This window comes from Alistipes sp. D31t1_170403_E11, assembly GCF_015553985.1.
Classification (GTDB): Bacteria; Bacteroidota; Bacteroidia; order Bacteroidales; family Rikenellaceae; genus Alistipes; species Alistipes montrealensis.
The window spans coordinates 347,437-365,036 of record NZ_JADNHQ010000002.1; the positions used below are offsets into that span (position 1 = coordinate 347,437).

Here is a 17,600-nt window from a genome sequence, read left to right on the forward strand (position 1 = left end):
CGTGCCGCCCAATTCGCAAGCAGATCGGAAGCGCTAGTAAAACGTTCCTTTCGGAGCGAAAATCGCATACCCGAAATTGAAAGTCAGGTACATGTTCCGCCAGTTTTTCAGGTCGTACTTCGTCAGCGCGAGGCTCACCGGGCCGATCGGGGTGTGGTAGACCAGCGATGCCTCGGCGATGTAGTGCAGGCGCCGGTCGGGCTCGCCCAGCGGATTGAAATCCCGTTTTTCGCGGTACATGGCATAGAAACCCGTCCGGAAGAAGAAGTTGGACATCAAATCGAAGGTCGGCATCAGTCCGCCCGCGACGAAGCGTTTGGCCCGGTAATCGGGCATGTAAACCATCCTCGCGTGGGGTATGGGGGCGTAATCCGGCATCGACATCAGCGTCGACGACTCGGTGCGGAACTCCGGATGGTTGGTCAAGACGGCGTCAACGTTCAGGCCGAACGAGAACCAATGGCAGCCCGGCATGTCGAAAAATTTGTCCCACGTAAAACGCGCCCCGACCCACTGGCGGGTCTGGCGTACGATGAACTTATCCGCGTCGTACGGCTCATACTTGTCGCGTCCGGCGACATAGATGGCCGAAAGGTGCAGCTCGGAGCCCCGCCGGGGATAGAGAAACTTATCGAGCGTATTGCGCGCCAGTCCGGCCCTGACGCCGAAGAACGAAAAGCGCGAATGGTCGGTGTCGTCGGCGAACAGCATCTCCGAATCGTAGCGGTAGTTGACGTGCCCGCCGTTGAGGCGCAGCGCAAAGACACTGCGGTGGGTCAGCGGAATGCCTACACCTGCCGAAAAGAAGCTTTCGCTGTTCTTGACCTGCTCGGCGTTACGGACTTTCGTAACGTTGCCGAAATAGCCGTGGCGGAAATTCCGGACGGCAAAGTTGTAGGAATAGTCGAGGAAAATCGGTTTCCAGGCATAGAAATCCGTCCGTCCCCCGATCATTCCCCAGGTATAGATCGGTCCCAGGTAGAGGTCGGCGCCCAACTGCTGCGCCACGCGGCCGATGGTCTTGTAGTTGACACCGATATACGCCTGGTTGAAGGCCGTCGAGGAGATATTTCCGCCGATAGTGATCTTGAAGTTGGGCCGCGTACCGAACTTGGCCTCGAACGAATAACGTTTCCGGACCGAGTCGTAACGCACGGTGGGAAAATCCATCGTGAAGTCGCCGCCCGCAAGCACCTCGTAGATATTGTCCCGCAATTCGGAGAAATCCATCGGCCGCTGGATGCCCGGCGTGCGACGGTCCACCTGCACGAAATCACGGATATAGGCCCGCTGGGCCCGTTTCAGCCCTTCGAGTTTGTAATCGTCGAAGATCAACGGCGGGCACTTGGCGCGGAACGCCTCGCGGCGCTCGGCATAATAGGCCGAATCGCGGCGTTCGGAGACCTTTTCCAGCAGCTGCGGCATGGCCGTCATCGCATCCTCGTAGCCCGCATCCATAATCGCCCCGGCCTGGTCGAAGTCGAGCATGTTGACCCCCACGGCGCGGCGGATCGTAACGCTGCGGTCCTCAGGCAGCGTGTAGTCGGTATCGTGCATGGCCAGCATGAAAGCCTGGTCCATGATGTTGCTCTTCTCGCTGGGCGGGGTGTTGCCTTCGGTGCAGATCGAACCGACGATCAGGTCGGGATTGAAATCGGCGTCGAGGGGTTTCCACGGAAAGTTGTCGTAAATGCCGCCGTCGTAGAGCAGCATCGAGTCCTTCACCATCGGTTTGAAAACCAGCGGAATGGACATCGAAGAACGGACGGCCTCGCTCAGGTCGCCGTCGCGCATCACCACCGGTTCGCGATGGTTCAGGTCGCTGGCCACGCAAAGGAAGGGAACCATCAGGCGGTCGAAATCGCCGTCCGAAGCCGCTGTCGCCGGTGCGAACAACTCCGTCAGGGCCATGTCGATCTGCGTCGAGGAGATCAGGTTCCGGGGCACGCGCAACCGTTTGCCGGAGGGATTCTCGACATCGATCCGCAGGCTCAGGAATGCGGGATTGCTCCCCACCTGCCGGTAATAAGCCATGTACTTGCTGGGGTCGATACGTCCTGAAACCCACTCCTTGACCACGCCCGAGTTGACGATATCGCGCATTTCCGCCGGAGAGTAGCCCGCGGCGTACATCGCAGCGATAATCGAGCCCATCGAGGTCCCGGCCACATAATCGATCGGCACGCCGTTCTCTTCGAGCGCCTCCAGGACGCCGATGTGATAGAGTCCTTTTGCGCCGCCGCCGCTCATCACGACCCCTATCTTCTGGGCCGCGGCAGGGAGTACGGCCAGCAGCAGCATCCCGACAAATGAGCCGATTTTACGCAACATATCTCAATTTTTTTATAACTTTGCACGTTACTATGATGTCCTTCAAAAGTAGACAAAAAAGAAATACTATCAAAATATGACCGACAAAATCAATGAACTCCTGCGACGTGTCGAGGAGTTTCGACCGAAAGCTGCCGCCGAAATCGAGGAATTCCGCATCAAAATCCTCGGCAAGAAAGGTGAGCTGACCGCCTTGATGGAGGAGTTCAAAACCGTAGCCCCCGAACTCAAGCGCGAAATGGGGCAGCAACTCAACCGCCTCAAAAACGAGGCCACGGAGCGTATCAATGCGCTGCGCGAGCAGTTGCAGAACGCCGCCGCCGACAACGCCTCGTCGTCGGGCGACCTGACGCGTCCCGGTTCGGCCGAGCACCTCGGTTCGCGCCACCCGATTTCGCTGGTGAAGAACCAGATCGTCGAGGTCTTTTCGCGGCTGGGCTATACCGTGGCCGACGGTCCGGAAATAGAGGACGACTGGCATGTTTTCTCGGCCCTGAACTTCCCGCCCGAGCACCCGGCGCGCGACATGCAGGACACGTTCTTCATCGAGAAGGACCCCGACATCCTGCTGCGTACGCACACTTCGTCGATCCAGGTCCGCACGATGGAGCGCCAGAAACCGCCCATCCGCGTTATCTGCCCGGGCCGCGTCTTCCGCAACGAAGCCATCTCCTACCGTGCACACTGCATTTTCCACCAGATCGAGGGCCTCTACATCGACGAAGGCGTCTCGTTCGCCGACATGAAGCAGTCGCTGCTCTACTTCGCCAAGGAGGTCTTCGGCGAGCAGGCCGTGATCCGCATGCGCCCCTCCTATTTCCCCTTCACCGAACCTTCGGCCGAGGTCGACGTATCGTGCAACCTCTGCGGCGGCAAGGGATGCCCGGTCTGCAAAGGCACGGGATGGCTCGAGATCATGGGCTGCGGCATGGTGGACCCGAACGTACTGAAAGCAAACAACATCGACCCCGAAAAATATTCCGGATTCGCCTTCGGCATGGGTATTGAGCGCATCGCCATGCTCAAATACGGCGTGAAGGACCTGCGTCTCTATTTCGAAAACGACGTGCGGTTCCTCCACCAGTTCGACGAAGCGCTCTAAACCCGCATCTGCCCATGAAACGCCTGACAGCGACAACGGTTTTCTGCCTCCTGCTCTTCTCCACGGCATTCGTCACCGGGAAGGGTCCTTCGGCAGTGCCCGAATACCCCGATTCGCTGCGCAGCGTGTGGCTCTACACCGAGGGCATTAAGCAGAACACCATCGCCCGCGATTCGATACGGGCCCGGGAATTGTTCCACGAAGCCATCCGCAGCGATTCGACCTACGCCCCGGCCTACTACGAACTCGCGGCGAACGGCATGTACGCCTCGCCGGACGAGGCCGTGGAGCTGGCCCGAACGGCCTTCCGGCTCGACACGACCAACAAGTGGTATCACCAGTTCTACGGGCAGGCACTCATCTACGCCGGGCGTTACGACGACGCGCTGAAAGTCTACCGCCGCCTGCAGACCGACAATCCGAAGGACCCCGACAACTACCGCATCCTGGCAGCCCTCTACGAACAGAAACAGAATCCGTTTATGGCCCTCGTGACGCTCGATTCGGCGGAATTGCGCTTCGGGCGCATCCCTTTGCTCAGCGTCATGAAACGGCGCCTGCTGGTGGCTACGAACCAGATCGACAAAGCCCTGGTCGAAGCCCGGGCGATGGTCGACGACGCACCCTACGAGGTACAGCACCACGTGGTCCTGGGCGACCTCTATGCCATTGCCAAGAAAGATTCGCTGGCCCGCGCCGAATATGCCCGTGCACTGGCGATCGACTCCACGAACGTACAGACACTGATGGCATTGGCCGATTTCCACGCCGAACGACAGGATTACCGGTCGCTGCTGGCCGTCACACGGCAGTTATTCCGCTCCGACGACCTGCCGCTCGAAACCAAGATCAAACGCTTCGGGCAGTTCACCTCCGACACGCGCTTCTACCGCGAATATTACTTCCAACTGAACGACCTGGCCTCGACGCTGGCCATCCGTTACCCCGACGACAAACGCGTCGTAGAGCTTTACGCCCGCCACCTGATCGCCTCGGGCGAACTGGAACAGGCGCTCGCGCTCTACAAGAACCACCTCGCCGACGAGCCTCCCGTGGAGGATTATTTCCGGACGGTCATCGACATCGAAAGCTATCTACAGCACCCGGACTCGGTGGAAAAATACGTCACCCGCGCCCTGGAACTTTTCCCCGGAAAGGTCGATTTCCACATCTCGAAAGGACATGTGATGAGCTATGCGAAGCAGTACGACAAGGCAGTCAAAGCCTACAAGGAGTCGCTGCGTTTCGCCGATACGGATTCGCTGAAAGGCAGTATCTGGGGCATGATCGGCGACGCCTGGCATCAGAAAGCCATCGCCGGGGCGCCCGAATGGGACGAAACCCGCATAGCGCAGTCGGCCAAATCAGGCTCCTACCGCAAGGACATGAAAGAGTGCTACAAGGCTTACGACCGCAGCCTGGGCTACTGGAAGGACAACCCGGTGGTACTCAACAACTACGCCTATTTCCTTTCGCTCGAAGAACGCGACCTGGAACGCGCGCTGACAATGTCGAGCCGCGTGGTGGCGCTCACCGACAACAACCCGACCTACCTCGACACCCACGGCTGGGTGCTCTTCAAACTGGGACGCCTGGACGAGGCCAAGAAGGTCCTGCAGAAGGCCGTTGCGCTCGACGGACAGAAAAGCCCCGAACTGATGGTTCACTACGGCGATATCCTGCACGAACTGGGCGAGCAGTTCATGGCTGAAATCTACTGGCGGCGGGCGCTCGAAAAGGAATACGACGCCCAGCAGATCGAAATGCGGCTCAAACAGCCCGCCAAAAGCCCCAAACCCCAAGAATAACCCGCCCATGAGACCGCTCCGGACACTGACCCTTGCGTTCCTGTTCTTCGCTTTCGCCGCCGTGGCCCAACAAACCACCGACAACCGCATCGAAGAGCAGAAACGCGTCATCGCGGCCCTCGAAAAGCGGATCGCCAACGAAGAAAAGGAGATTTCGAAGCTCCAGCAGGGCCGCACGGCCACCGAGGAGCGGGTGAGGCGCCTAGCGCGGCAGATCGATTCGCGCAACCAACTGCTCGACGAGACCGAAAAGCAGGCGCGCCTGCTGCGCGAGGAGATCGCCCGCACGGACAGCGTGGCCGGCAACCTCTCGGCAACGCTCGGACGCGACCGGGCGCAGTACAGCGAAATGGTGCGTGAAGCCTACCGCAACTACAAACACAACAATTACCTGACATTCCTCTTCTCGTCGCGCGACTTTACCGACGTGGCTCGCAAAATCACCGCCCTGCGCGAAGTCGCCTCGCTGCGCGAACGCAAACTCCGCGACATCGAAGCCCTGACCATGCAGGTCCGCATCGAAAAGGAGGCGCTCGACCGCCGCAAACGGTCGCTCGACTCGGTGACGCAGAAACTCTCGGCGCAGCGCGAGAAGCTCCAGCGCGACGCCCGCAATGCCAAGGCCAGCATCCGCTCGATGTCGCAAAAAGAGAAGACCGCCCTCCAGCGCAAACTCTCGCAAGAACAGCAATTGGATGTGGCGATCAGCGAACTGCGCAAGCTCACCAAGGGCAACACCGAAGGAGCATCGTTCTCGACGAAGACCTCGGGACTGCGCCTTCCGGTAACGGCCGGCCGTGTGAAACGCTACAAGGAGAACATGGCCGAGATCTCCGGCCCGAAGGGGGCGCATGTCATCTCGATCTACGACGGCAAGGTCGTCGACGTGAAGCGCAACCGCATAACCAACAAATACGACGTTTACGTCGCTCACGGCGAATATATAACCTCCTATGCCAACATGGGGACGATCTGTGTCGAAAAGGGCCAGAAAGTGGCAAAGAACGCACAACTCGGAACCATCGGTTCGGCGGTCAACGTGATGACGATGGAAACGGAGTACAAACTCGTCTTCGGCATCTATCCGCCCAATCCCGGGCAGAAGATGCGGGCGGAGGACTGTTTCAAGAAATAAAACTGCCGTCTCCTGCGGTTCCGCCCGGCGGCCGGCAACGTCCGCCCCTGCGCCGGACACCCCCGGGACAGACACGACATAACAACAACGAAAATGGCTGTCAGATACTTTACCGACGATTGCAGCTATAAACTCCCTCAAAAGCGCCTCACGGCGCAATGGCTGCGCGAAGTGGCCGAAGAGGAGGGTTATACGCTCGGCGATGTCGCCTACATTTTCTGCTCCGCGCAGCGGTTGCTGGAGATGAACCGCCAGTACCTCGGGCACGACTACTTCACCGATGTCATTACATTCGATTACAGCGATCGCAAGAAGGCCCGCATCGTCTCGGGCGACATCTTCATCGACATCGAGACCGTGGCCGACAACGCCCGCCAGTACGGCGCATCGGCTTTGCAGGAGATGCGCAGGGTAGTAGTCCACGGGGTATTGCACCTTTGCGGACAGGGAGACAAGACGCCCCGCAGCAACGCGCAGATGCACCGAAAAGAAGATAAGTACCTGAAATTCTGGGAGAATACCGAAAAACAAACCCCTAGTCCATGAAAACATACCTCTCGATTTTTCTTATCGGATTTCTCTGCGCAGGCTGCCTGGGACGCAGGACGACGAACGATAATTCGGACAACGGCACGGCAACGGATTCCGCTGTCGTCGCAACGGCAAGCGCCCCGGCATCCGATTCCATCTCCCGGGCGGATACTGCGAACCGGACTTTCACACGCCACGGTCCTTTCGTGGAGAACGACACGACGTTCCTCTTCCAATCGTCGGATTACAATCCCGACGGCGGCTACATCCGGCATTGCCGGGCGTATATCGACAAAAACCGGGACTCCGAGTCCCACCGCCTGCTCGACGCTTGCTCGACACCCGATTATGACGATTGGAGCAGGGACAATTTCGCGCAAAGTCTGGACATCCTGAAAAAAGAGCGGCATCCCGGATCGTTCCCGGTCCATTCGCTGCAGGATTGTCCCCGGACCTGGATCCCGATCGACTCATACCGGGGCGAATATTATGTGGACATGCTCTACTGGTATCCGATATGGATCAACGATTCGCTGTTCGTCCGGCAAATGATGGACGGTCCGTACCCCTCAGTCATCGACGCATTCGAACGCATCGATCCTGCACACTACCGTTTCCGGACAACGGCAGGTTATCCGGATGTGCAGCAGGCGGATATATTCATCGTAGACTCCGTGCGCAAAATCGCCGTGTTCGCATTCAGCAACGACAACGACAGCCGGAAAAAGCCCCTGTTCTACGGCCTCTACGCCCCGCTCGAAACGGCCCGGGAACTGGACCTCGTCGAATGGGACTTTACGGATTTGCCCGACGGCGACGAAATAGCCTGGGACCGGCTGGATTTTGAGGCCATGATCGCCGGGCGGATCTCCGGCGATGCAGACCGGAACAAAGAAAACGAAAGAGAAGAATGACACTCGACTACGACATCATCGTCATCGGCGGCGGACACGCCGGATGCGAAGCCGCTTCGGCAGCTGCACGCCTGGGCTCCCGCACGTTGCTGCTCACGATGGACATGGCCAAGATGGCTGCCATGTCGTGCAACCCGGCAGTAGGCGGAGTTGCTAAAGGGCAGATTGTCAGAGAGATAGACGCCATTGGCGGACAAATGGGCCGTATTACCGACCTCACGACCATCCAGTTCCGGATGCTCAACCGGTCAAAAGGTGCAGCCATGTGGAGTCCCCGGGCCCAGTGCGACAAAACGCGCTTTTCGGAGGAGTGGCGCCACACGCTCGAGAACACCTGGAACCTCTATATCTGGCAGGATACAGCGACCGAACTGCTGTTCGACACGACTCCGGACACCAATCCCGACAGCGGAAAAGGAAGCGCTTCCGCCCCTGGAAAACCCGTAGTCCGGGGCGTTCGAACCCGCATGGGAGTCGAATTTTCGTGCCGGAAAGTCATACTCACATCCGGCACGTTCCTCAGCGGACTGATGCACTGCGGGGCCTCGCACGCCGAGGGCGGCAGGGCAGGGGACGCCGCTTCGCACGGAATCACGGAGTGCCTCCGGGCCGTAGGATTCGAAACCGGGCGCATGAAGACCGGAACCCCGGCGCGCCTCGACGCCCGTACCATCGACTTCGAAATTCTCGAACCGCAATACGGAGACGAGAACCCCGCCAAATTCTCCTTTTCGCCCGAAACACAGCCTGTCAAAAAGCAATTACCCTGCTTTTTGGTCTATACCTCGACTGAAGTTCACAATATCCTTCGCACCGGATTCGATCAGTCGCCGCTCTTCAACGGAACCATCTGCGGCATCGGTCCGCGCTACTGTCCGTCGATCGAGGATAAACTCCGCACCTTTGCCGACAAAGAGCAGCACCAACTCTTCCTCGAACCCGAAGGAAACACGACCAACGAATATTATCTGAACGGTTTTTCGTCTTCATTACCCTGGGAAGTTCAGTGGAAAGCCCTGCACAAAATCCGCGGATTCGAAGATTTGCACATTTTCCGCCCCGGATACGCCATCGAATACGACTATTTTCCACCCACCCAGTTGCATCATTCACTCGAAACAAAATTGGTTTCGGGACTTTACTTCGCCGGACAGGTCAACGGCACGACGGGGTATGAAGAGGCAGCGGCACAAGGCCTGATGGCCGGCATCAATGCCCACCGGGCACTGAAAGGGGAGAAGGCCGTCGTACTGAAGCGCGACGAAGCTTACATCGGCGTACTGATCGACGACCTGGTGACCAAAGGTGTCGACGAACCTTACCGCATGTTCACCTCCCGGGCAGAATACCGCATTCTGCTCCGACAAGACAATGCCGACATCCGTTTGACACCATTAGGTTATCAAATCGGACTTATTACGCAAAAAAGATATGACCATTTTATCAAAAAAAACACGCTTGTAGAATCGCTTATTTCATTCACCCGCGAGCAGAGCATCAAAGCAGCCGAAATTAACGACTATTTAAAATCGATAAATTCAGACCCTTTAACACAAGGGAGAAAGCTTTACGACATCCTGATGCGTAACAATGTAACATTCGATTCACTGCAAGGAGTCCTGCCCAAATTACGAAAATTCATTGTCTCGAACGAAATAGGCCCGGAAGTAATCGAAGAAGCAGAGATACAAATCAAGTATAAAGGATATATAGAACGCGAAAAATTCATTGCAGAGAAGTTACACCGACTCGAAAACATTCGTATTCCTGCCAATTTTGATTTTTATTCAATGAATGCACTCACAATCGAAGCCCGCCAGAAACTATCCCGCATCCGACCAGAAACGATCGGACAAGCGTCACGGGTTCCCGGTGTTTCACCGGCGGACGTAAATGTATTGCTAATTAAATTCGGGCGATAAAACGTTCCACGTGGAACAAATCCCCGACAAATCCAAATAGTTCCACATAGAACAAAAGAAAAGACCATCTTGTGAGATGGTCTTTTCTTTTATATAAAACAGCTTTTATAATACAATCGTACACCAGTTATGGGTATCTTCTGCGCGACCATACTGAATATCCTGCAAACGAGTATAAAGTTCCATACAGTTTTTACCGACTTCCTCACTGTAATTATATGATTTTTCGGTCTGCATGTCATAAATATAACCGATAGGGGAGATCACAGCAGCCGTTCCACAGGCTCCGCACTCTTCGAACGAATCCAATTCTTCAACCGGAATATGACGTTCTTCAACCGTCAATCCCATATCGCGGGCAATCTGGCGAAGGCTCATATTGGTAATGGAAGGCAGTACGGACGGAGATTTCGGAGTAATATACTTACCTTCCTTAATACCGAAGAAATTGGCAGCTCCACACTCTTCGATATATTTATGCTCAGCAGCGTCGAGGTACATGATATTCGAATAACCCATCTCGTGGCCTTTCTCGCCCGACAAAAGGCTGGCCGCATAGTTACCTCCGACCTTCACGTCTCCTGTTCCACGTGGAGCAGCACGGTCCTGTTCACGGTCGATAGCGACCCGGATCGGCTTGATACCGCCTTTAAAGTAAGCACCCACGGGCGAACAATAAACGATCAGCAGGGCTTCCTTGGCGGGCTTCACACCCAGTCCGACTGTCGTTCCGAACATAACGGGACGCAGGTAGAGCGAAGCGCCCGTACCATAGGGAGGAATAAAACGTTCGTTCCGCTTAACAACTTCGATGCAGGCATCGACAATCATTTCAATCGAAGGAACGGGCAAACACAATCTTTTTGCCGACGATTGGAGACGCCGGGCATTATCAGCAACTCGGAAAAGGCGTACTTTACCATCGATACCACGGAAAGCCTTAAGCCCTTCGAAGAGTTCGATGCCATAGTGCAGGCACGAAGCCGACATGTGCATCTGGATATACTCGTCATCCGTAACCACCATGTCGCTCCATTTGCCATCGGCATAGGAGTAGCGGACATTGAAATCGGTTTTACGATAGTCGAAGCCTATTGCGCTCCAATCTGTATTTTCCATATCTTATTCGTTTAAAAGATTTACCGAAAATTTATTTTTAACCGACAACAGCACCGTTATTGGTCTTTTCTCCGGGTTGCAACAAACGCAATTTTCCAGAAGCATCTTCCGCCATCAGAATCATACCGTTCGAAAGGATGCCTTTCAGTTCGCGCGGAGCAAGATTTACCAACACAAGCACTTGTTGTCCTACGAGTTCTTCAGGAGTAAAATGTTCGGCGATACCCGAAACAATTTCGCGCTTGTCAATACCCGTATCGATCGTCAATTTCAACAATTTCTTCGTTTTGGCAACTTTTTCCGCAGCCAGAATCGTCGAAACACGAATATCCATTTTCTGGAAATCGTCGAACTTAATCGTATCTTTTTGAGGTTCAATACTTTGCAATGATTCAGCCGCTTCATTGGCTGCTTTGGTCGCCGCAAGTTTATCCAACTGCGCCTGAATCACATCGTCCTCGATCTTTTCAAACAGCAGGGCAGGTTCTCCGATCATATGCCCAGCCGGAATCAAATCCATTGCCCCCAGACGTTCCCAACCGAACTTATCGACAGCCAGCATCCGAAGAATTTTCTCCGCAGAGAACGGCATAAAGGGTTCGATGGCAATCGCCGTATTGGCCGTGATCTGCAAAGCCACATTCAAAATCGTCTCCACCCGGGCCGGATCGGTCTTGATCACCTTCCACGGTTCAGTATCGGCCAGGTATTTATTCCCGATACGCGCAATATTCATGGCGTCTTTCAGAGCTTCGCGGAAATGGTAATTCTCGATATTCCCCTCGAGCGAAGCCTTTACGGCGACCACTTCCGCAATGGACTGGCGGTCATAATCTGTCAGGCTTCCGCATGCCGGAACCTTGCCGCCATAATACTTCTGCGTCAACACCAATGCACGATTCACAAAATTACCCAGTACGGCAACCAACTCGTTGTTATTACGCGCCTGGAAATCCTTCCACGTAAAGTCGTTATCTTTCGTTTCGGGAGCGTTGGCACATAATACATAACGCAGCACATCCTCTTTACCAGGGAACTCTTCGAGGTATTCGTGCAGCCACACGGCCCAGTTGCGCGAAGTCGAAATCTTGTCGCCTTCAAGGTTCAGGAATTCATTGGCAGGAACGTTTTCCGGCAGGATATAGTCACCGTGCGCCTTAAGCATCGACGGGAAGACGATACAGTGGAAGACAATGTTATCCTTACCGATAAAATGAACCATCTTGGTCTCCTCCGACTTCCAATAACGCTCCCAGTCTGGCGTAAGGTCTTTTGTAGCAGATATATAACCGATCGGAGCGTCGAACCAGACATAGAGCACCTTACCTTCGGCGCCTTCCACCGGAACCGGAATGCCCCAATCGAGGTCGCGGCTTACAGCACGCGGCTGCAAACCGCCGTCAAGCCAGCTCTTACACTGCCCGTAAACATTTGTTTTCCACTCCTTATGTCCGTCCAGAATCCACTCGCGCAGGAATCCTTCATACTGATCCAACGGCAGATACCAATGCTTCGTTTCACGCTTTACAGGCACGGAACCCGACACGGCACTGTGCGGATCGATCAACTCGTCGGGCGAGAGGGTAGAACCGCACTTCTCGCACTGGTCGCCGTAAGCACGGTCATTCCCGCATTTCGGACAGGTTCCCACGATATAACGATCGGCCAGGAAAGTCTGCGCCTCCTCGTCGTAATACTGTAACGAAGTCCTTTCAATGAATTTACCCTCGTCGTAGAGTTTGCGGAAAAACGCCGACGCGGTTTCGGCATGGGTCTTCGACGAAGTGCGCGAATAAATATCGAACGACATTCCCAGCCCCTCGAACGATTTCTTGATCAGCGCATGGTAACGGTCCACGATCTGCTGGGGCGTTACACCCTCTTTGCGGGCCTTGATCGTAATGGGCACGCCGTGCTCGTCCGATCCACAGACCGAAATCACGTCGCGTCCCCTGAGCCGCAGGTAACGGGTATAAATATCCGAAGGTATGTAAACTCCCGCCAGGTGGCCGATATGTACCGGACCGTTCGCATAGGGGAGTGCCGATGTTACGAGGTAGCGTTTGAACTCTTTTGCCATAAAACGAATACAGTATTACTAATTTCTGTCAAAATTACGAATTTTTAAGGGAATCGGGAACGAAAACCGCATATTTTGTGAAAGGTTTTAACAAAAGAGGCGCACCCGCCGGGCACGCCTCCATGGTTTTACCGGAAAATCCGGTCGTTATTCGAACTGCAATTCGTCGAGCAGCCATCCGGCGCCGGCAAATTTGTCGATCACAAACAGCACATAACGTACATCGACAGCAATCGTCCGCTGCAATTCCGGCTCAAAAGCCACATCTCCCGACATAGCTTCCCAGTTACCGTCGAAAGCCAGTCCGAGCAAAGCTCCCTTCGCATCGAGAACCGGCGAACCGGAATTACCGCCCGTAATGTCACAGTCGGCAAGGAACGCCACGGGAAGTTCGCCTTTCTTATTGGCGTAGCGGCCGAAATCCTTTGCCGCATAAAGCTCTTTGAGCTTCGCAGGAACCGTAAACTCCGTAGGATTCTGCGGATTCTCCTTCTCCATCACGCCTTTGAGGGTCGTATAATAATTGTAGCTGATTCCATCCGCCGGATCGTAAGGCAGAACCCGTCCATAGGTCAGGCGAAGCGTGAAGTTCGCATCCGGAGCCCACGCCTTGTTCGGCTGCATGCGCATCAGGCCCGCGATATAAAGCCGCTGTCCGTCTGCAAATTTCTGCTTCCCGGCTACCTGTGCCCCGGCGAGTTCACGCATCTTGGCACTGTAAGACTTGCTCAGCAGCACGGCCGGATCGTTCGAAATATCCGTTCCGGCCTCAACGGCCGCCAAGGCTTTCTGTTCATCGGCAAAAACCGAATTGTCGTAAAGGTAATCGACATACGCATCCGTATTTCCTCCGAACTGCTTGTCGATCACATCGGCGAATACCGAAGGCAGCTCCTTGCAATTCTCCTTGACAATCTGGAACATCCGTTTCGCCACACGCCGGTCGGTCGGCATATTGTAATCCTTATAGAAACCCTTCAGCGACTCCTTCAGCGCATCGCCCTTCTTCATAACGGCCAAACGCGCCGGCGAAAGAATCTCCACAGCACGGCCGATCGCCTCGCTCAGATACTGACTCGAAGCGAAATAAGGAGCTGTCTCCTCCACCGATTCGCGGATCATGTTCAGCGCATTGGAATACCCTTCGGTAGGCAGCGTGTTCTTCGCGGCCCAGGCGGCGAACGCCGCCTCCTGCTCCTGCTTGCGGCCCTTCACGTCGAGGCGCTTGATGCCGCGCGACTTGCCGATCGAATTTTTCCAGTAGTTCGACGACTGGGCATACTTCGAAGCATACTGAATACGAACCTTATTGCTGGCCGCCATATCCTCTTTCAGAATGGCCTGGCGTTCGCCCCGGATAAAGATACGCTGCGGATTCTCCACTTCGAGCAGGCGGTCGATCTCATAGGAGGTCATGTAACGCTGCGTCGAACCCGGGAAACCCATGATCATCGCAAAGTCGCCCTCGTCGAATCCGTTGAGCGAAACCTTCAGGAATTTTTCGGCTTTATAAGGGCGGTTTTCCGGCGAATACTCCGCCGGCTTATTATCGGGTCCGGCATAGACCCGAAAGACCGAGAAATCGCCCGTATGACGCGGCCACATCCAGTTGTCGGTGTCTCCGCCGAACTTGCCGATCGACGTGGGAGGCGCGCCGACCAGGCGCACATCGGTAAAGACCTCGATCACGAAAGCAAAATACTGGTTTCCGCCGAAGAAGGGCTTGACCTCCACTTCCATCCCGGGATTCTCGCCGCCGAGGCGTTCCGAAACGGCCTTCACCTGTCCGGCGACCAGTTCCTCGCGTTCTTTCCCGCCGGCGATGTCGGGCACGGCGCCCAGCACGTCGGGAGTCACGTCGACGATCTTGCGGATAAACCGCACCTTGAGTCCCGGAGCCGGAAGTTCTTCGGCACGCGACATGGCCCAGAAGCCATTTTTCAGGTAGTCGTGCTCCACCGACGAAAGGGACTGAATCGAGCCGTAACCGCAATGGTGATTGGTGAACAGCAATCCGTCGGGCGACACGATCTCACCCGTACATCCGCCCCCGAAGATGACGATGGCGTCCTTGAGCGAAGATTTGTTCATGCTGTAAATCTCCTCGGACGTGAGCTTGCATCCGCGCGCCTTCATATCCTTGCTGTTCATTTTCTGGAGATAGGGCAGCATCCACATGCCCTCGTCGGCCGCTGCCGAAAGCGTGACGCATGCCGCGGCGAGCAGTAAAAAGATTTTCTTCATAAAAAGTATTAAAAATTATTTGACATTGATCATATTCAGGATGGAGCGTTCCGCCGCGCGGCGCACCTCTTCGTCGAGCAACACCTCGGGCGATTCGTTTTCGAGGCACGCGCAGATATTCTCCAGCGTCACCATCTTCATATATTTACAGTTGTTGCACCCGCACGTCTCATCGTCGGGAGGCGCCGGAATAAAGGTCTTTCCGGGATAGCGTTTTTTCATCTCGGAGAGGATTCCCGATTCGGTCACCACGATAAACTCCTGCGCATCGCTCCTGCCGCAATATTCCAGGATACCTGCCGTAGACCCCACGTAATCGGCAACCGCAATAATATAGGCCCGGCATTCGGGATGCACGACTACCTTCGCCGCAGGATGTTCCTCCTTTAGTTTCAATAGTTTTTCCAGCGAAAACTCTTCGTGAACATGGCAGGCGCCGTCCCACAGCAGCATGTTCTGCCGCCCGGTGAGTTTCTGGATATAGGCTCCCAGGTTCCGGTCGGGCGCAAAGATGATCGGCTGGTCGGCGGGAATCGACTCCACGACCTTCAGAGCGTTGGACGACGTGCAGCAAATATCGGTCAGCGCCTTTACGCCGACCGTCGTATTCACATAGGAAACGACCGTATGTCCGGGATGTTCCGCCTTGAACGCGGCCAGGTCTTTCGCATCGCACGACTCGGCCAGCGAACATCCCGCCTCGGGGCAGGGGAGCAGCACCTTCTTCCCGGGGCAAAGGACCTTCGCGGTCTCGGCCATGAAGTTCACTCCGGCGAAGAGGATGATATCGGCGTCGACCGACTGTGCCCGCACCGACAGGGCGAGCGAATCGCCCAGGAAGTCGGCGACGGCCTGCACCTCGGGCGTCGTATAGTAGTGCGCCAGGATCACGGCGTTTTTCTCACGCTTCAGTTCCCCGATACGGCGGCTGAGTTCGGAGTTGTTTTCCACATTCATTTTTTATTTTTATTCCTTTAATAAATTTAAATAAATAAAGAAGAATAAATAGAATAGCTGTTCATACTGTTGACAACTCCGTTCGGAAATCGGCAATCAACATTTCTCCTTTTCACTGTTCTTTCTTTTTCCTTTTAATTTATTAAGAATCAATAATAAATAAAAGTAGTGAACATTTGTTGAAAAGGGTTGTCCACATATCGACAGCCATTTGTTTTTAACATTCTGTTCCGGTTTCGGCCGTTCCCGCACCGTGACAACTTCTGAAAAGAAAATTTGGTTTCGGCGAAAAGATTTTTATACCTGCCTTCTTTTTCGAAAAGCAAATTTTTCGGCCCCGACTTTTCATTCTTTATCATCGGTTATCAACCCGGTTTTCGACAAGTTATCAACCGTTTTTTACCACTTTACCGACAATCTTTTCGGCGATTTCCCGGTAGTACTCTTCGACACGGGAGTCGCTCCCCGCTGCGGGCGTCCCGGCCTCTGCACCGTCCATAATCGACTGGATGATAGGTATTTCACCCAGAAAATCCACTCCGCTCTTTTCGGCGTATGCCCGCGCTCCGCCGCGGCCGAAGAGGTAATAACGGTTTTCGGGCAGCTCGGCGGGTGTAAACCACGCCATGTTTTCAATGATGCCTGCTACCGGGATGTTGACATTTTCGTTGCGGAACATCTCCACACCCCGCACCACGTCGGCAACGGCCACTTGCTGGGGGGTCGAAACGATCACCGCGGCGTCGATTTTCAGTTCGCCGATGATCGACAGGTGTACGTCGCCCGTACCGGGAGGCAGGTCCGCCAGCAGGAAGTCCAGGGTTCCCCACCGGGTTTGGTGAATCATCTGTTTAAGGGCGCTGACCGCCATCGCGCCGCGCCACAGCAACGCATCGGTGGGCTTGATGAAGAACCCGATCGACATCAGGCGGATGTCCATCGACTCGGCCGGGACGATGTGGTCTACCCCGTCTTCCGCCACGGCTTCGGGCACGTAACCCTCCACGCCGAACATCTTGGGCTGCGACGGTCCGTAAATATCCGCGTCGAGTATTCCCACGCGGAAGCCCATGTTCCGCAGGGCGATGGCCAGGTTGGCCGTAACGGTCGACTTGCCTACCCCGCCCTTGCCCGACGCGACGGCGATCACGCGGGCGATACCGCCCGTGGTGGTCTGCAACTTGGGTTCGGGACGCGGAGCCGCGCCGCCCTCTTTGATGACCACGAGCACTTCCGCACCCGGGAACGCCTCACGCAACAGGGCCTCGGCCTGATTCTTGATCTTCACCGCAAACGGGTCGCGGGCCTTGGCGAAGCGCAGCACGACGGTGACCTTGCCTTCGGCGGATGCCGTATGTTCGATAAATCCGCTCGTGACGATGTCCTGTCCCGTTTCCGGATGGACGACCGATGCAAGCAGTTTTTTGATTCTTTCTTCCATGTCGTATTTCGGTGGT

Annotated in this window: 12 protein-coding genes; 6 read left to right on the forward strand and 6 right to left on the reverse strand. The window is 55.5% G+C overall.

The genetic code is table 11. The features are described from left to right. Positions 1-33: 33 nt before the first annotated feature. The gene (locus tag I2E69_RS04830; RefSeq protein WP_195459259.1) at positions 34-2,331 is read right to left on the reverse strand and encodes a patatin-like phospholipase family protein; all 2,298 of its coding nucleotides are present in this window, start codon (positions 2,329-2,331) and stop codon (positions 34-36) included. Between the two features lie 76 nt (positions 2,332-2,407). Here I2E69_RS04830 and pheS point away from each other — a divergent pair, with 76 nt between their 5' ends. From pheS to mnmG, 6 genes are all read left to right on the forward strand, one after another. Next, positions 2,408-3,433, forward strand: a complete 1,026-nt coding sequence (pheS, locus tag I2E69_RS04835; protein ID WP_195459263.1) for a phenylalanine--tRNA ligase subunit alpha — start codon at positions 2,408-2,410, stop codon at positions 3,431-3,433. Between the two features lie 14 nt (positions 3,434-3,447). Further along, positions 3,448-5,241 carry a tetratricopeptide repeat protein gene (locus I2E69_RS04840; protein WP_195459265.1) on the forward strand — a complete coding sequence of 598 codons (1,794 nt, stop codon included), beginning with the start codon at positions 3,448-3,450 and terminating at the stop codon, positions 5,239-5,241. A 7-nt stretch (positions 5,242-5,248) separates the two neighbouring features. Continuing rightward, entirely contained in the window at positions 5,249-6,376 is a 1,128-nt protein-coding gene (locus I2E69_RS04845; protein ID WP_195459268.1) for a murein hydrolase activator EnvC family protein, read from the forward strand. Between the two features lie 93 nt (positions 6,377-6,469). Then, entirely contained in the window at positions 6,470-6,922 is a 453-nt protein-coding gene (gene ybeY / locus I2E69_RS04850; protein ID WP_195459271.1) for an rRNA maturation RNase YbeY, read from the forward strand. Next, entirely contained in the window at positions 6,919-7,821 is a 903-nt protein-coding gene (locus I2E69_RS04855; protein ID WP_195459274.1) for a hypothetical protein, read from the forward strand. The genes ybeY and I2E69_RS04855 overlap by 4 nt, the downstream gene beginning before the upstream one ends. Further along, positions 7,818-9,743, forward strand: coding sequence for a tRNA uridine-5-carboxymethylaminomethyl(34) synthesis enzyme MnmG (gene mnmG, locus I2E69_RS04860; protein ID WP_195459277.1), 1,926 nt, complete (start codon positions 7,818-7,820; stop codon positions 9,741-9,743). Before I2E69_RS04855 ends, mnmG begins: the two co-directional genes overlap by 4 nt. Positions 9,744-9,848: 105 nt before the next feature. On the opposite strand, the gene I2E69_RS04865 is transcribed toward mnmG, so the two are convergent. The 5 genes from I2E69_RS04865 to I2E69_RS04885 all read right to left on the reverse strand — a co-directional run bounded on the left by I2E69_RS04865 (position 9,849) and on the right by I2E69_RS04885 (position 17,584). Next, on the reverse strand, positions 9,849-10,862 hold the full coding sequence (locus tag I2E69_RS04865; protein WP_195459280.1) for a branched-chain amino acid aminotransferase: 1,014 nt from the start codon (positions 10,860-10,862) through the stop codon (positions 9,849-9,851). 37 nt (positions 10,863-10,899) lie between these two features. After that, positions 10,900-12,942: a methionine--tRNA ligase gene (metG, locus tag I2E69_RS04870; RefSeq protein WP_195459282.1), complete on the reverse strand. Its 2,043-nt coding sequence runs from the start codon at positions 12,940-12,942 to the stop codon at positions 10,900-10,902. 147 nt (positions 12,943-13,089) lie between these two features. Beyond that, the gene (locus tag I2E69_RS04875; protein WP_195459286.1) at positions 13,090-15,186 is read right to left on the reverse strand and encodes a S46 family peptidase; all 2,097 of its coding nucleotides are present in this window, start codon (positions 15,184-15,186) and stop codon (positions 13,090-13,092) included. Between the two features lie 15 nt (positions 15,187-15,201). Continuing rightward, entirely contained in the window at positions 15,202-16,143 is a 942-nt protein-coding gene (nadA, locus tag I2E69_RS04880) for a quinolinate synthase NadA (RefSeq protein WP_195459288.1), read from the reverse strand. 388 nt (positions 16,144-16,531) lie between these two features. Next, the gene (locus I2E69_RS04885) at positions 16,532-17,584 is read right to left on the reverse strand and encodes an Mrp/NBP35 family ATP-binding protein (RefSeq protein WP_195459291.1); all 1,053 of its coding nucleotides are present in this window, start codon (positions 17,582-17,584) and stop codon (positions 16,532-16,534) included. Between the last annotated feature and the right edge of the window lie 16 nt (positions 17,585-17,600).

What these genes read in the sequence shown, in the direction of transcription:
- I2E69_RS04830 (WP_195459259.1), bottom strand. Translation starts at nt 2,331, where the DNA reads ATGTTGCGTAAAATCGGCTCATTTGTCGGGATGCTGCTGCTGGCCGTA.
- pheS (WP_195459263.1), top strand. Translation starts at nt 2,408, where the DNA reads ATGACCGACAAAATCAATGAACTCCTGCGACGTGTCGAGGAGTTTCGA.
- I2E69_RS04840 (WP_195459265.1), top strand. Translation starts at nt 3,448, where the DNA reads ATGAAACGCCTGACAGCGACAACGGTTTTCTGCCTCCTGCTCTTCTCC.
- I2E69_RS04845 (WP_195459268.1), top strand. Translation starts at nt 5,249, where the DNA reads ATGAGACCGCTCCGGACACTGACCCTTGCGTTCCTGTTCTTCGCTTTC.
- ybeY (WP_195459271.1), top strand. Translation starts at nt 6,470, where the DNA reads ATGGCTGTCAGATACTTTACCGACGATTGCAGCTATAAACTCCCTCAA.
- I2E69_RS04855 (WP_195459274.1), top strand. Translation starts at nt 6,919, where the DNA reads ATGAAAACATACCTCTCGATTTTTCTTATCGGATTTCTCTGCGCAGGC.
- mnmG (WP_195459277.1), top strand. Translation starts at nt 7,818, where the DNA reads ATGACACTCGACTACGACATCATCGTCATCGGCGGCGGACACGCCGGA.
- I2E69_RS04865 (WP_195459280.1), bottom strand. Translation starts at nt 10,862, where the DNA reads ATGGAAAATACAGATTGGAGCGCAATAGGCTTCGACTATCGTAAAACC.
- metG (WP_195459282.1), bottom strand. Translation starts at nt 12,942, where the DNA reads ATGGCAAAAGAGTTCAAACGCTACCTCGTAACATCGGCACTCCCCTAT.
- I2E69_RS04875 (WP_195459286.1), bottom strand. Translation starts at nt 15,186, where the DNA reads ATGAAGAAAATCTTTTTACTGCTCGCCGCGGCATGCGTCACGCTTTCG.
- nadA (WP_195459288.1), bottom strand. Translation starts at nt 16,143, where the DNA reads ATGAATGTGGAAAACAACTCCGAACTCAGCCGCCGTATCGGGGAACTG.
- I2E69_RS04885 (WP_195459291.1), bottom strand. Translation starts at nt 17,584, where the DNA reads ATGGAAGAAAGAATCAAAAAACTGCTTGCATCGGTCGTCCATCCGGAA.